12 protein-coding genes are annotated in these 15,211 nt (G+C 69.5%); 2 read left to right on the forward strand and 10 right to left on the reverse strand.

What is annotated here, in order from left to right; genetic code table 11:
* Positions 1 to 24: 24 nt before the first annotated feature.
* Positions 25 to 291 carry a hypothetical protein gene (locus AADI75_RS04010; RefSeq protein WP_341207756.1) on the reverse strand — a complete coding sequence of 89 codons (267 nt, stop codon included), beginning with the start codon at positions 289 to 291 and terminating at the stop codon, positions 25 to 27.
* 46 nt (positions 292 to 337) lie between these two features.
* Entirely contained in the window at positions 338 to 1,171 is an 834-nt protein-coding gene (locus AADI75_RS04015) for an energy transducer TonB (RefSeq protein WP_341207757.1), read from the reverse strand.
* A gap of 69 nt (positions 1,172 to 1,240) precedes the next feature.
* On the opposite strand from AADI75_RS04015, the gene argJ reads away from it, so the two are divergent.
* Together argJ and AADI75_RS04025 are read left to right on the forward strand one after the other, a co-directional pair.
* Positions 1,241 to 2,467, forward strand: a complete 1,227-nt coding sequence (argJ, locus tag AADI75_RS04020; protein ID WP_341207758.1) for a bifunctional glutamate N-acetyltransferase/amino-acid acetyltransferase ArgJ — start codon at positions 1,241 to 1,243, stop codon at positions 2,465 to 2,467.
* A gap of 8 nt (positions 2,468 to 2,475) precedes the next feature.
* Positions 2,476 to 3,087, forward strand: coding sequence for a glutathione S-transferase family protein (locus tag AADI75_RS04025; protein WP_341207759.1), 612 nt, complete (start codon positions 2,476 to 2,478; stop codon positions 3,085 to 3,087).
* Positions 3,088 to 3,195: 108 nt separating this feature from the next.
* Here the strand turns inward: AADI75_RS04025 and AADI75_RS04030 are convergent, their stop codons facing one another.
* The 8 genes from AADI75_RS04030 to AADI75_RS04065 form a co-directional block, all read right to left on the reverse strand.
* Positions 3,196 to 3,432: a hypothetical protein gene (locus AADI75_RS04030; protein ID WP_341207760.1), complete on the reverse strand. Its 237-nt coding sequence runs from the start codon at positions 3,430 to 3,432 to the stop codon at positions 3,196 to 3,198.
* 239 nt (positions 3,433 to 3,671) lie between these two features.
* Entirely contained in the window at positions 3,672 to 3,995 is a 324-nt protein-coding gene (gene trxA, locus AADI75_RS04035) for a thioredoxin TrxA (RefSeq protein WP_028966059.1), read from the reverse strand.
* Positions 3,996 to 4,043: 48 nt separating this feature from the next.
* A complete protein-coding gene (gene addA / locus AADI75_RS04040) occupies positions 4,044 to 7,493 on the reverse strand; it encodes a double-strand break repair helicase AddA (protein ID WP_341207761.1) in 3,450 nt (1,149 codons plus the stop codon).
* Between the two features lie 126 nt (positions 7,494 to 7,619).
* On the reverse strand, positions 7,620 to 10,595 hold the full coding sequence (gene addB / locus AADI75_RS04045) for a double-strand break repair protein AddB (RefSeq protein WP_341207762.1): 2,976 nt from the start codon (positions 10,593 to 10,595) through the stop codon (positions 7,620 to 7,622).
* Positions 10,588 to 11,343, reverse strand: a complete 756-nt coding sequence (locus AADI75_RS04050) for a nucleotidyltransferase family protein (RefSeq protein WP_341207763.1) — start codon at positions 11,341 to 11,343, stop codon at positions 10,588 to 10,590. Before AADI75_RS04050 ends, addB begins: the two co-directional genes overlap by 8 nt.
* The gene (locus AADI75_RS04055) at positions 11,340 to 12,323 is read right to left on the reverse strand and encodes a phosphotransferase (RefSeq protein ID WP_341207792.1); all 984 of its coding nucleotides are present in this window, start codon (positions 12,321 to 12,323) and stop codon (positions 11,340 to 11,342) included. The genes AADI75_RS04050 and AADI75_RS04055 overlap by 4 nt, the downstream gene beginning before the upstream one ends.
* The gene (gene tsaE, locus AADI75_RS04060) at positions 12,320 to 12,775 is read right to left on the reverse strand and encodes a tRNA (adenosine(37)-N6)-threonylcarbamoyltransferase complex ATPase subunit type 1 TsaE (protein ID WP_341207764.1); all 456 of its coding nucleotides are present in this window, start codon (positions 12,773 to 12,775) and stop codon (positions 12,320 to 12,322) included. The genes AADI75_RS04055 and tsaE overlap by 4 nt, the downstream gene beginning before the upstream one ends.
* The gene (locus AADI75_RS04065; RefSeq protein ID WP_341207765.1) at positions 12,772 to 15,108 is read right to left on the reverse strand and encodes a PAS-domain containing protein; all 2,337 of its coding nucleotides are present in this window, start codon (positions 15,106 to 15,108) and stop codon (positions 12,772 to 12,774) included. Before AADI75_RS04065 ends, tsaE begins: the two co-directional genes overlap by 4 nt.
* Positions 15,109 to 15,211: the final 103 nt, after the last annotated feature.

A 15,211-nucleotide genomic window follows, 5' to 3' on the forward strand; every position in this document is an offset into this window, starting at 1 on the left:
TGGCGTGACGAAGCGGGCGTTGCGCTACTCGCGCCGGCGGCCCGCGAAGATCGGCTCGACCGCGGCCAGCGCGAAGACGCGCGCGATCGGTGCGTTGCACGCGGCGGCGGAAGTGGCGCGCGGCGCGGCCGGACGCGTAGCGAGATGCCGAGCGGCGGACACGATCGCAACGGCCTTCACTTGCTGCGCCACCGCCTGCGCAACCTGCGGCTGACGCACGCTGCCACCGACGCCGGTCAGCGCGGAGAGCAACGCAGAAAGGAGCAGCAGCAGATTCACGACGCCGGACATAGGATGCACGCGCGGGAACGTCCACCGCCCGCTCGCGGGTAAACCATCAATTTGGCGGAGGAAGCAGCGTCGTCCGATCTACCACAAGCACATGTGCCGGTTTGGGCACACCATTCTTGTCGCGGACAGGCTGGAAGCGTTGGCCCGCGTCGCAGGCTGTCGGCACCGGATGCCTCATCTGCTCCTCTGCCCATTCGCCGCTGAACGTCATCGTGCAGTTCGTCGGCACTCCCTCCACATCGACAGTCTGTCGGGCTTCGCGCAAGGAAAGCAGGCGGCTCGCCAAAGGCGCGGCGGGCATCGGCGGCGGAGTATCGCCGTTGCGGATGAGAAAGTCGGATCGCAGCCGATAGCTGCCGACCACCTTCACGTTCGCGCGTAACCCCGCCGGGTTTAAGCCACATCTGGCCAGATCATTCGATTGCAGCTTGCCGTTTACGAGCGACTCGCAGCCAATGATGGTGTCGTCCGAGGCGATGGTTGTGATGTTGGTGAAGTCGTTCGGATCGGACGGCAAGGGATAATCGCCCTCTCCCGGCAGTACCCAACGCACCGGCATGGTCATCTCGCTTGCAACGGCGCGCCCCTTAGCATCCCGTGCCGGCGCGAACTTCCCCTTGGAGAGCACGACGTCGCACGTGCCTTTTTCCAACACCGGGGAGCCGATCGAGATGTCGATGCGGCATGCGCTCGGATGGCCGGTCGCGTCGATCGTCACGATCGCGACCACGCGCCCCTGCTCTCCGGCACGGATCGCGGCCGGAGGATAACTGTCGAAGCCGAGCCACTCGCCGACATCCAGCGGCACCGCCTCCGTCACCACGCGCGGCGCATCCTTGCCCACGGCCGGCACCGCCGCCGCTACGACCAGCGCCGTCATCCACCCGATCGTCCGCATTGCGTCACCAGCCCCCTTTGCCTGCCCCGGCCGCAAAGCTAAGGCAGCGCCATGTCGACGTCCATCTCCCCGCTCGCCACTCCGTTCCCCGAAATGGCGCCGGTCGCCGGCGTCCGGCTGCGCGTCGCCCGCGCGCGCTACAAGGAATGGGATCGCACCGACCTGACCTTTGCCGAGTTCGTGCCCGGCACCACCGTTGCGGGGGTGCTGACGCAATCGAAATGCCCCTCGCCCGAGGTGGAATGGTGCCGCAAGGCGCTGGTGCTGGGCGAGGCGCGCGCGCTGGTGGTGAACGCCGGCAATTCCAATGCCTTCACCGGCCATCGCGGGCGCGAGGCGGTCGAGGCGATCGCGGCGCAGACCGCGCAGGCGATCGGGTGTCGCCCGTCGGACGTGTTCGTTGCCTCGACCGGCGTGATCGGCGTGCCGCTGCCGATCGACAAGGCACAGGCTGGGCTCGCCGCTGCCTTCGTCGCGCCGGACGCCGATTGGCGCGCGGCGGCGGAGACGATCGGGACCACCGATACCTACCCCAAGGGCGCGCATGCCACGGCGGTGGTCGACGGCCGCACGGTCACGATCGCGGCGATCATCAAGGGTTCCGGGATGATCGCGCCAGACATGGCGACGATGCTCGGCTTCATCTTCACCGACGCCGCGGTCGAGGCACCGTTCCTGCAGGCGGCGCTGTCGGCGGCGAACGCACGGACCTTTTCGTGCATCACGGTCGACGGCGACACCTCGACCAGCGACACCGTGCTGGCGTTCGCGACCGGCGCGGCCGGCAACACGCCGCTCGCCAGCGACGACAGCGACGGTGCGGACGCCTTCCGCGCGGCGCTGGCCGACGTCTGCCGCCAGCTCGCGCTGCTGGTGGTGCGCGATGGCGAGGGTGCGACAAAGCTGATCGAGGTGACCGTCGAGGGCGCGGAGAGCGACCGTTCGGCGCACCGCATCGCCATGTCGATCGCCAACTCGCCGCTGGTGAAGACCGCGATCGCGGGCGAGGACGCCAATTGGGGTCGCGTGGTCATGGCGGTCGGCAAGGCCGGCGAACCGGCCGAGCGGGACCGGCTGGCGATCCGCTTCGGCGCGACCCAGGTCGCCGAGGGCGGGCTGGCGGTCACCGGTTACGACGAGGCCCCGGTCGCGGCGCATCTGAAGGGGCAGAATGTCGAGATCGGCGTCGACCTCGGGCTCGGCGAGGGCCGTACGACGGTGTGGACCTGCGACCTGACGCACGGCTACATCTCGATCAACGCCGACTATCGGAGCTGAGCGGCACGATGCTGACGATCTGGGGCCGGCTGAACTCGCACAATGTCAAGAAGGTCGTCTGGCTCGCCGAGGAGCTGGCATTACCCTATCAGCGCCACGACGTCGGCGGCGCGTTCGGGATGGACGACGCCTATCGCGCCAAGAACCCCAATGCTCTGGTGCCAACGATCGAGGACGGCGACGTCGTGCTGTGGGAATCGAACGCGATCCTGCGCTATCTGGCGGCGCGATATGGCAACGATGCGCTGTGGCCCGCCGATCCGGTGCAGCGCGCGCTCGCGGACCGCTGGATGGACTGGCAGTTCGGTTATGCCGAGGCGCAGCGGCCGGCGTTCGTCGGGCTCGTCCGTCAATCGTCCGAGCAGCGCGACGCCGATGCGATCGAGCGTGCAACTGTGGCGTGCGGGCGGATGATGGCGATGCTCGACACCGCACTTGCGACTCAGCCGTGGCTGTCAGGCGAGGCGTTCGGCCTTGGCGATGTCCCAATGGGCGTATACGCGCATACGTTCTTTGCACTCGGACTGATGCGTCAGCCACTGCCGCATGTTGCGGACTGGTACGAGCGGCTCAAAGCGCGGCCGGGATATGCGGCGAACGTGATGATTCCGCTGACCTAAGGTCAATTTACCCTCTTCGTCGGCTCGGCCTTGAACCGGGGCCGCGCTTCCATCCGATTGCTGAACGTGAGAGCTGGGCTTGGATCAAGTCCGGAGCGAGGACATCCGTCAATCAGGCGCGATGCGGATCACCTCGGCCGAACGAACCGCATCGACCAAGATACTTCGATGCCACATCCCCATATGCCCGAATCCCGGCAGGCTGAATCGCGACCTTTGCGCCTCAGGCAGCTTCTCCCGCGCGATCAGCCGGATGCGGTAAGCGGTGCCATACCGCCGCGGCAGAACGTTCGCGATGTCGCTCTTGTCGTCGATCGCCAGCCAGTAAACCTGTCGGTCGGCCACCGGCCGTCGTCGCGCATCCTCGTAGCTTCGCGCGCCTTCGACAAAGCGCGATCCTTCGAATTCGTCGATCCAGACACCTTCGAAGGATCGCGCCGCGCGAAACCGGCCACAGTCACGATCCGACCCGCGGATCACCAACACCGTACCGCCCGATCGTTCTTCATGCCGACACGACGATGTTGCAGCCGGGGTCGAAACCGTGGCGGCGGTCTGTATCAACAAGAGCGCCGCCAACAGCATCAGCCGAGCTCGCCCTCAAGCCACGCCTTGAGCCGACCCTTCGGCTCGGCACCAACCTTGGTTGCCGCCGGCACGCCGCCTTTGAACAGGATCATCGTTGGAATACCGCGCACGCCGTATTGACCCGGCGCGTCGGGGTTCTCGTCGATGTTGAGCTTGGCGATCGTCACCTGCTCGCCCAATTCCTCACTGATCTCCTCCAGCGACGGGCCGATCATCTTGCATGGGCCGCACCATTCCGCCCAGAAATCGACCAGCACCGGCTTGTCGGCGGACAGCACGTCGGTCTGGAAGCTGGCGTCGGTGATTTTCTTGGTGGCCATGTCATTACTCCTTGGATGCCATCAACCTAGGGTGCGGCGTACGTGCGCTCAAGCACCGATGGCCAAGCTTTGCTCCGGGCCCGAGAAGCGCCGCTTGACGGGATCGAGCAGCGCAGCGGGCAACTCGATGAGCCGCGGCCCCGCGGTGTAGAGCAGCGCCACCGCGACGCGCGTATCGGGGAAGATCACCTCCAGCGCCGCGTGATAGGCGGCCATCTGGCGCAGGTGATAGTCAGGCACCCCGTCGATGCCATCGGGGACATTGCGCCCCGTCTTGTAATCGATCGCGCGCACCACGCCGTCGCCGATCAGCAACCGGTCGACCGTGCCGGAGATCACGCGTCCGCTGGGCAAGGTCGCGGCGATCGGCGCTTCGGCGAGCGCGGCGGAGCCGAACAAATCGGCATAATCGGGATCGTTCAGCACCGCCATGACCGGGCGGAGCACGCCTTGCGGATCGTCGACACCGCGCGCGGTCAGCCAGCGCAACGCCGCCGACTCGCGTGCGGCCGGCGCGAGTGGGGGGAGCCGCTCGAACAAGGCGTGCATCAGCGTGCCGCGTTCAGCCGCATCGCGCGCGGCGGGGGCGGGCGGCGCGTCGCTGACCGCATCTTCTCCGACCGAGGACGGGGTCAGCGGGCGCGGCGGCTTGGCGTCTTCGGGGGCCGGACGACGCGCCCAGGCAGGGAGCACGATAGCGCCCTCGTCCGCCTCACCTGCCCCGCCCTTCACCACGACCGGCATCGCGGGCTTGCGTCCTGCGAAGACCCGCTCGCCCTCACCAACGACGCCCAGCGCGTCGAGCGTGCGTGCGGCCGCAGCATACCAGCTCGATTCCGGTGGGATGCCCTGCCATTTGGCGCTGAGCGAACCGGCTATCACCAGCCGCTCTTCGGCACGGGTGGCGGCGACATAGAACAGCCGCCAATGTTCCTGCCGCTCGCGCTGCTCGACCTGCACCATCGCCGCATCGATCGCGCCGGCCCGCTCGGCAGGGCGTGGGCGGAACACCGGGATCGGCTTCTCCATCCCCTCCGGCGTCCACATCAACGTGGAGCGCGGGGACGCGTCGGGATCAGCGGTGGCGTCGGCAAGGATCACCAGCGGCGCCTGCAAGCCCTTCGCACCGTGTGCGGTCATCACGCGTACCGCGTCGAGCGGCGCGGCGGCATCGCGGACGATCTCAACCTCATCGCGTTCGAACCAATCGAGGAAGCGTTGCAGCGACGGCGTCGAGCCGGTTTCGAAATCGAGCGCGGCGTTGAGCAATTCCTCGATCGGATCGCGCGCCTCCTCACCTAGGCGCGCCAGCAGCTTGCGCCGCCCGTCGGGCGGCCCGGACAGCAGCATCTCGAGGAAGCGATACGGCGTGTCGTAATCGGCGCTGGCGAGCAATCCGGCCAGTTCGGTGACATGTTCGGCATGATGGCGCGATAAATGCCGCCACAGCGAGCCCTGCCGCTCGACCGCGCGCATCATCAACTCGTCCTGCGTCCAGCCGATCAGCGGCGAGACGAGCAGGCTGGCGAGGCTCAGGTCGTCGTCAGGCTGGAGCACGAAGCGCACTGCGGCGAGCAGGTCCTGTACCGCCAGCGGCGCGGATAGCCGCAAGCGATCGACACCGGCGACGGGCACGCCCTCTGCATAGAGCCGCGCGACCAGCAATTGCGCCAGCTCGCCGCGACGCTTGACGAGAATCATTACGTCCTCGGGGCGCAGGCGGCGTCCCTTGCTTTCCAGCATCATACCGCCGTTTTCGAGCGGGCCGAGCCAGCGCTTCACCGCCTGCGCGATGCGGGTGGCGTTGGCGCGGACGGCATCGTCGATCCAGCCTTCCTCGCCGCCGTCCTCGGCCTCGGTCGCACCTGCCGCGATCGGCGGCCACAGTATTACGGCGCCTGGACCAATGACTTGGCTGGCGTGCGGCGGGATGGCGTCTGCCGAGCCCAGGCCGGCAGCGCCAATGGTTTCGATTGCTTGATCGACAAATTCCAGAACGGGCGCAGTCGAGCGGAATGAATCAGTCAGCGAGAGGCGATCGAATGGTAAACCACGTTCGTGATCAGGCATCATATCGTCACCTGATACTTCTCGTGCCTTTCGAGCGAAGTGTTCCTCGGCCGCGACAAAGAATAGCGGATCGGTGCCCTGGAAGCCGAATATCGCCTGTTTCAGGTCACCAACGGTGAACAAGGTGCGCACCGAGGGTGCATAAACGCCGCGCCCGACGAAATATTCATCGACCAGCGCGCGGATGATCGTCCATTGGGCGACATTCGTGTCCTGCGCCTCGTCGACCAGCACGTGTTCGGTGATCTGATCGAGCTTGTAGCGGATCCACTCGCCGATCCCCTCCTGCCGCAACAGAGCGACCGCGGCGTCGATCAAGTCATTGAAATCGACCGCCCCGCTGTGCCGCTTTGCCGCCGCATAGCTGCGCGCATAGTCACGCCCGACCTCCAGCGCGGCCCCCAGCGAGTCCGCATAGGCAGCGCGGGTGCGGAGCGACAGCAACTCGCCGCACCAGCCGTGCATCCGCATCGCGTGATCGGCGTAATCGGCGTCGGCCGGGGCGCGTCCCTTGCCGAACGACATTGGTTCGCCGTCCTTTTTTGCCCAGACGCCGTGCAAACGGTCGAGCGTCGCGGTACGTTCGTCGACGTCCGCGGCGAGCCATGCACCGATCGTCTCGGCGCGGTCGAGGCCGCTCTTCGTTCCCCAGCCGCGATTGAGCGATGCGATTGTGTCCAGCGTCGCACGATCGATCGCTTCGGTGCCGCAGGCGTCGCGAATATATGCGGCAATATCGCCGAGCGGGAGCCCAAGCTGCGTCCGTATGAACGGTGCGATCCCGCTCGGGAGCGATTGGAGCGCATCATGCGCGCGCGCGCAATCGGCGAGGAATTGCTCGGCCCCCTGTTCGCCGAGCCGCAGGCTGAGCGCGCCGATCGTCTCGACTGGGCGGGTGCGCCCATCGCGCTCGGCCTGCACCAGCAGATCGGACAGCGCCTGCCGCCGCAGCAGCGCTTCCTCGCGCGGCTCGATCGGGCGGAAGCCCGGCACCAGCCCGGCCTCGATCGGGAAGGCGGCGAGCAGCCCCTGGCAGAAGCCGTGGATCGTCTGGATGCGCAAGCCCCCGCCGGGTGCGTCGAGCACGCGCGCGAACAGGGTGCGCGCGCGGGCGATCATCGCCGGCGTGATCCGCTCGCCCAGCGCGGCGAGATCGGCGGCCAGATCGGTGTCGGGCATCCGCACCCAGGCCGCGAGCTGGCGATTGACGCGCGCCGCCATCTCCGCCGCGCCCGCCTTGGTGAAGGTGAGGCACAGGATCGCGGACGGCTCGACATCGCGCAGCAGCAGGCGGAACACGCGCGCGGCGAGCACCTGCGTCTTGCCGGTGCCCGCGGAGGCCGACAGCCAGACGTGCGCCTCCGGCCGGCTGGCGCGGAGCTGCGCGTCCTTGAGCTGCGGGAGCGGGGTGATGGTGCGGGGGGTCATGACGTCACGCCTTCATGCACCGCCGTCATTCCCGCGAAGGCGGGAATCCAGAACCTCGGAGCTTCGCGACGGAAGCGCGACGACATGGGTTCTGGATTCCCGCCTGCGCGGGAATGACGGAGGGGGTCATGCATCGCGGCCGTACCATTCATCGCGGCGCATCAGTTGATCGTACTCAGTGAAGACCGCGTATTGAGGCTTAACCTTGGCGGTGAAAGGCTCGTCGCCTGTTAGCCAAAGCTCAGCTGCCTTAGCGAAATTATTGCGAGCAGTCCGAACGAACTCTTCTGTGATGATCCGGCCACTCTTACCGTCGGGGTCGGCGGGGGTAGATACAGACCCGAACGTCTCACCTTTCTTAGCTAGTGACCAGTATTCGAAAGTCGTCGCCTTACCCATAACGCCGGAGAATCCGCCTTCCTCAGCAATGGCTCCGAGCAGCCCGAGTTGCAGATTGAATCCGTCACGCACCGCCGCGACCGAGGGCGCCTTGCCGGTCTTGTAATCGACGATCCCCAGCCCGCCATCGGGCATCCGGTCGATCCGGTCGAAGCGTCCGGTCAGCTCGATCCCCGACAGCTCCGCCTTGCCGCGCCCCTCGACCGCCAGCACCGCTCGCCCGGCGCGGCGATCCGCCAGCGTCTTCGCCGCGACCCATTCGAACGCCGCGACCAACCGCGGCTGCCACAAGGCGCGCAGCAGCGGGTGGGTCGCCGGATCGGCGAGCAACGTCACCGCGCGCGGCAGCAGCTTTTCGGGATCGCACGCATCCTCGCGCGCCCATGCCTCCAGCACGGCATGGACCGCGGTGCCACGCCACGCCGCGCTGGGATCGGCATCGACCGGGTCGAGCGCCGACAGCTTCAAGATGCGCCGTGCGTAGAAGGCGAAGGGATCGGCCTTCAAACGGTCGACCTCGGTCACCGAGATCTGCCGCGGGCGCAACCGCATCGGCGGCATGGGTTCGGGCCGATCGACGGGCGTCGGCACGCGCGTGCCGTCGAGCGCGCGCGCCCAGACCGCAAGCGTGGCGTCGCGCGGGAAGCGCTCGCCAGTCATCGCCTCCAGCCGCAGCCAGAAGCGCGAGGCGAGCGCGGGCGAGCGCGCGTCGCGACGTGCGCGGGTGAGCACGACCTGCCTGGCCCCCAGCGCCTGCCCGAAATCATGCGCCGCGACGCCGATCCCGCGCTCCAGCCCCGGCAGCCCGAGTTCGGCGCGGACGCGCGGCGCGAGCCACGGATCGGGCGCGGGCAGCCCCGGCCAGGTTCCTTCGTTGAGCCCCGACAGGATCATCAGGTCGGCGCGTTGCAGCCGCGCCTCCATCAGACCGTAGATCGCGAGCCGCGGATGACGCTCGCGCGGCAACAGTCGGATCGCGATCTCGTCCATCAACATCCGCAGCAGCGGCGCGAAGCCGGCGGGGGCGACCTGCTGCGGACCGAGTGGCGCCTGCGTTTCGAGGCCGGTGAGCAGATCGGCGGCGGCACGCCCCGCGGGGCCCCGCCATGCCTCGTCGCCAGCCAGCAGTGTGGCGGCCTCACGCAGGCAGGCGACCAGCCCCGGCAAGGTCGCCATCGACATGCCGAAGCCGCGCGCCACCGGCTCCAGCAACGGGCGGGCAGTACGCCACCATTCGGCGGCGCGCGCATGGACCGGATGCGCGGCGAGATGGCGATCGATGCCGTCCAGCCCGGGCGCCGGCCGTGGTCCGCGCAAGGCGCGATCAAGGCGACGCACCCCGTCGAGCCACTCGCCACGCCCGTCGCCGAGCCGCACCAGCGGATGCTTGAGCAGCGTCAGCAACGCCATCGGCGCGAAATCCTGCGCCGCCGCCTCGACGATCGCGGTCAGCAGCGTCCCCGGCGGCAGGATCGCGAGCGCGCGACCGGCACTGTCGTCCACCTCGATATTCCAACGCCGGCAATGCGCCGCGACGCGCCGCGCGAGCATCCGGTCGGGCGTGACCAGCGCGGCGGTCAGCCCTGGCGTTTCGACCGCCTCGCGCAGCTTGAGCGCGATCGCCTGCGCTTCCTCGGCCGGGGTCAGGAGTTCCACCGCCGTCACGCCGGTCAGCCGGCGATCGGCCGCGTCGAGCCGCGTCCATTTGGCGGTGAAACGCGCCGGCGCCAGCGCGTTGGCGATCGCGCGGTCGCGCGCGGCGGTGGCGTCATGCTCGCTGCCGCCGGTCCAACGCGACACCTCGTCACGCGCCGCCCCGATCCGTTCGAGCAGCAGCTTGAGATGGAATTGCGGATGAACCTCGATCGCGCGCGCGCGCAGCCCGGTGACGGGATCGGGATCATGCGGGCCGAGCGCCGTCCATTCCTCATCGGGCAGCGTCAGATCGAGATCGGCGAAGACCACCATCCCGCGCGGCAATTCCGCCACCGTGCGCAACAGCCGCGCGACGGCGGGCGCGGGGTCGGTGATCCCGGCGGCACAGACGAACGTGTCGGGCGGCGATGCGCGCCAGCGCGCCGCCTGCTGATCGAGCAGGCGGATGCGTTTTTCAGCAGCGTCGATCGCGCCGAGCCGGTCCCGCTCGGCGGGCCAGCGGTCGAGCAGGATGCGGAACAGGCGGAGCGCCGTCTCCCAATGGTCCGAAAGCCCTTCGCCCGGATCGATCTCCGCGAGCCGGACAGGCGATACTTCCTCGACGATCAACTGGTCGAGCGTCGCGGCGAGATCGCCCGCCAGCCGCACCGCCTCCGCCGCATCGACCGCGCGCCCCGCGGCGGCGCGTTCCTCCTCGACCAGCCGCGCGAGGATCATCCGTCGTTGCAGCGGGTCGATCGCCGGGGGCAGCGGCGGCACCGCATCGGCGGGATCGAGCGCCGCGCCGACGCCGGCGTCCAGCTCCTCGCCGCCCAGCGCGACGATCCGCGGCAGCAGCAGCGCGCCGCCGCTGGCGCGCACGAACGCCTCGCGCACCGCCAGCCCGCCACGGTTGTTCGGCACCAGCACCGTTCCGCGCGCCAGCGACAGCCGATCGCCGCCGAACCGCCGCAGCAACCCGGCGACCAGCGCGTCGGCGAAGGCGCGATGTGCGGGGATCGTGTAGAGCCGCAGACCCCGCTCGGCCGGCGGGGCGGCGTCAGCCATCCGCGAGCAGCGCCTCGGTCCGCGCGATCGCCCCCGGCACGTTCACCTCCGACCACAGCCCCTGATGGACGAGCCCGTAGGCGCGCCCCGCCGCGATCGCGCGGTTCCAGAAGATATTGGTCGAGAACGGCCCCTCCGGCCAGTCGCGGATCAGCCGCGGCGAGACGATCTGTACGCCGGTGAACACGAACGGCGCGACTCGGCCGGGCTGGCGCCGCCCGCTGATCCGACCGTCAGGGGCAAGGTGGAAATCGCCCTGCCCGTTGTGGTTGTGCGCGCGCGCATAGGGCACCATCAGCAGCAGCGCGTCCATCGTCGCATCGTCCCACCGATCGGCCAGTTGCCGGATCGCGTCGGTCGGTCCGTCGAGCCACAGATTGTCGCCGTTGACGACGATGAACGGCTCGTCGCCGAGCAGCGGCAGCGCACGGACGATCCCGCCGCCGGTTTCCAGCAACTGCGCGCGCTCGTCCGACACGACGACCTCGATGTCGTGGACGCGGTGGCGCAGATGCGCCTCCAGCGCGTCGGCGAGGTAGTGGACGTTGACGACCGCGCGCTCGACCCCCGCGGCGCGCAGCCGGTCGAACACATGATCGATCAGCGCGCGCCCGCGCACCTCGACCAGCGGCTTGGGCCGGGTGGCGGTCAACGGGCGCATCCGTTTGCCGACGCCGGCGGCCATCACCATCGCGGTGCGCGGCACGCGCGAGCCCGGATCGGGGCGGATGTAGCGTGGACGCGTCATGCCCGCCCCCGCGCTTCGGCGAGCAGCAAGGGATCGCCGCGCCATTCGGGCGGCAGATGGTCGTCGAACCAGCGCGCGACCGGCGCCAGCGCCGGGTCGGTCAGATCGCGCTCCAGATACGCCCAGACGCGCGGGCACAAAGCGGCGTAACGCGGCTTGCCGTCGCGCTTCCACAGTCGCGCGAAGATGCCGAGGATCTTGGCGTTCCGCTGCGCGCCGAGCACGCGATAGGCGCGCAGGAAATCGTCGCCCTCGCCGGTCGCCGCGCGGTAGCGGGCGAGCATCGCCTCCTCGATCGTCGGATCGACGTCGCGGCGCGCATCCTGAAGCAAGGACACGAGATCATAGGCGGGGTGCCCCGCCAGCGCGTCCTGGAAGTCGAGCAGCCCCAGCGTCCGATCGGCGCCGACCAGCATCAGATTTTCGGCATGATAGTCGCGCAGCACCGTGACCGGCGTCGCGCCCTCGACATGGTGGAGCACCGCGTCCCATGCCGCGCGATAGCCCTCGGCATCGACCACCGCGCCGACCGCCGGGCAATACCATTCGACCAGCAACCCGGCCTCACGCTGCAACTCGGCACGGTCGTAGGCGCGCCACGGCCCCGCCGGTTTCGCGCGCAATGCCACCAGCAGGTCGATCGCCGCCGCGTACAGCGCGACCGCCGCGTCGGCGTCGGCATCGGCGGTCTCGCGCAGCCGCACGTCGCCGAAATCCTCCAGCAGTACGAGGCCCCGATCGAGATCGACCGCATGGATCGCCGGCGCGGCGAAGCGATGCTCGGCCAGCCACGCGGCAACCGCGAGGAACGGCCGCGGGTCTTCCTGCGGCGGGGGCGCGTCCATCAGGATCGCCCGGCGCGCGCCGGCATGGACGCGGAAATACCGTCGGAACGAGGCATCGCCGGCCAGCGGCTCGATCCGCGCGCCGCCCCATCCGTGTGCGTCGAGAAAGGCCGGCGCATCCGCCGGCGGAATCATCGTGGCCATCGCCCGTCCCAAGCGTCGGGCGCTTCCCAAGTCAAGCGACGCGCGCCATCCGGGGCCATCGCGAGGTCCAGCGCCAGCGCCTCCGGCCACCGCCCTGCGCCCGCGCGCTCCGGCCATTCGACCAGCAACGCCGCGTCGCGTCGCGCCTCCTCCAGTCCCAGCTCGTCGACCTCAGCCGGATCGTCGAGCCGATAGAGATCGACGTGCAGGATCGGCAGCCGCACCTCGGGCGGATCGTAGGGCTGCACGATCGCGAAGGTCGGGCTCGGCGCTTCCCCGGCCAGCCCCAGCGCGGCGAGCACCCCACGTGCCAGACTGGTCTTGCCCGCGCCCAGCCCGCCGGTCAGCGTCACGACATCGCCGGGGCGCAGCACCGCGGCGAGCCGCGCGCCGACCGCCGCCGTCGCCGCCACGTCCGCCAACCGCTCCTCGCCGCGCCTCATCGCCGCGGCAGGTCCACGGTGACGGTCGTGCCGGTGTCGGGCGTGCTGTGCAGCGCGATCGTCCCGCCGTGCGCCTCGACGAACTGCTTGGCGAGCGGCAAGCCGAGCCCCAGCGCGCGCTCGCCCGCGGCGGTGGTGCCGTCACCTGCGAAGCGATCGAAGGCGCGCGCGAGCTGTTCGGCGGTCAGGCCGGGGCCGTTGTCGGCCACCACGATCCGCGCACCGCGCACATTGCCGTCGACCGACAGCGCCACGCGGCCATGTTCCGGCACGGCGCCGATCGCGCGACGCAGCAGGTGCTCCACCACTTCGCGAATGCGGCGCGCGTCGCCGGTCAGCCGCCCGGCGGAGCGCTGCACCTCCACCGCCAGATCGACATGGTGCCGCCGCGCCGTCGCGCGCAGCGCATCGACCGCCGCGCGCGCCACCGCGGCCATGTCGATATCGGCGCGCTCCAGCGGACGCGCGCCGCTGTTGGTCGAGGTCAGGTCGAGCACGTCGTCGATCAGCAGCCCGAGCCGGTCGACCGAATCGAGGATCGCATCGAGATAGGCGATCGCATCGGGCGACAGTTCGCCGGCATAGCCGCCGTGCAGCATTTCCGCGAAACCGCTGATCGACGTCAGCGGCGTGCGCAATTCGTAGCTCATGTTCGCGACGAACGCGGTCTTGACCTGATCGGCGGCCTCCAGCGCGTCGTTGCGTTCGCGCAGCGCCTGTTCCATCGCGCGGCTGTCGCTGATGTCGAGCATCGTGAACAGCGCGTTGCCGTCCGGCAGCGGCACCGCGGCGAATTCGAATTGCCGCCCGTCGGCCAGCGCGATGTGGCCGGCGCGCTGCTGCCGCTCGATCGTGGCGGTGCGCACCAGCTCGGCGATCGAGCGCGCGCGGCGCGGGTTCGACAGTTTCGGCGCGACCTTCTCCGCGATCACGTCGACGCGCGGATGGCCGGTGAGGAATTCCTCCTCCAGATCCCACAAGGCGCGGAAGCGGTTGTTCCACAGCTGCAGACGACCGTCGCCCGAAAAGACGCCCAGCGCCTCGAACAGATTGTCGAAGGTCGCGGTCCGGACGCGCAGCAACGTGTCGCGCGCGCTGGCGAGCTGCACCTGCTCGGTACGGTCCTCGAAGAACACCATCAGCCCGCCGTCGGGGATCGGCTGCGCCACGACGCGCAAATGCGTGCCGCCGGGCAGATGCCAATTCTCCTCGACCGCGGTATCGGCGTTGACGAACCAGCCGCGCCGCTCCGCCTTCCAGCCGGGGAAGTCGCGCACCTCGGGCACGCGATTGGCCTCGCGCATCCGTTCCAGCACGCGGTCGAACTCCGGCCGGTCGGCGAGCCATTCCAGCCGCATCGCGAACATCCGCCGGAACGGCTGATTGCAGAACACCAGGCTGCGGTCGCCGCCGAATTGCGCCACGCCCGCCGACAACCGGTCGAGCATCGCGCGCTGCGCATCGGCGAAACGCCGCTCGCGCAGGTGACTCTGCTCCAGTTCCTCGATGTCGATCGCATATCCCGCGACACCGCCGACGGGCAGCGGCACGTCATGGATGCGCAGCGAGCGCCGCGCGCCGCCGATCGTCGCGGGCAGCACGCGTTGCTGCGGCCGGCCTTCGTCGCGCGCCAGCGCCGCGCCGGCGGTCGGGCTGCCCTGCCCCGATCCGTCGACCAGCTCCAGCCCGCGCCCGACGACGTCGGCGGCATCGCTGCCCTCCACCGCGGTGACATAGGCCGAATTGACCATCGCCAGCTGCAAATCGCTGTCGCGGTACCACATCGGCAGCGGCGCAGCCTCGACCAGCCCGGTCAGCGCGTCGAACGCATCCGACAGGTCCTCGCAATCGGCGCGCAGCCGGCGCATCTCGCCCTCGCTGGCGGTCGAATCGTAGAACCACAGGATCACCGCGTCACCACGCCGGTCGCCCTGCACGGTCAACGTCCGGCCGCCGTCGCGCGCATGAATGGTGTAGGTGAAATTGCGCGCCGACCGCTGGCAGGCGGCGAGCCCGTCCGACAGCGCCTGCGCCTCGCGCGGGTCCAGCCCCCAGCTCGCCGCCTCGACCTCCTGCAAATAGCCGGGGATGTCGCTGAACCCCAGCCAGTCGGCGACGCGGCGCGCCATCTCGACCCGGCCGTCGGGCAGCACCACCATCGGCTGCATCGGCGCGCCGGCCAGCAGCGTCTCGATCGTCTCGCGCTCGCGCACCGCCTCGACCGCGCCGGCCCGCGCCCGCAGTCCCAGCGCGATCAGGACGGCACCGATCAGCACGAGCAACAGCACGACCACTCCGATCGCGACCGCGATGCTCGGCGAAACCTGCGTCATAGAACGTGCGACATCCGCGACATGCGGGCTTGTCTAGGGTCGGCGTTCCCCACGGGCAAGCGGTGCGACGCGCGCCCATGAAAAAGGGCGAGGCCAGCGGCCC

The organism is uncultured Sphingomonas sp. (assembly GCF_964021865.1).
GTDB lineage: Bacteria > Pseudomonadota > Alphaproteobacteria > Sphingomonadales > Sphingomonadaceae > Sphingomonas.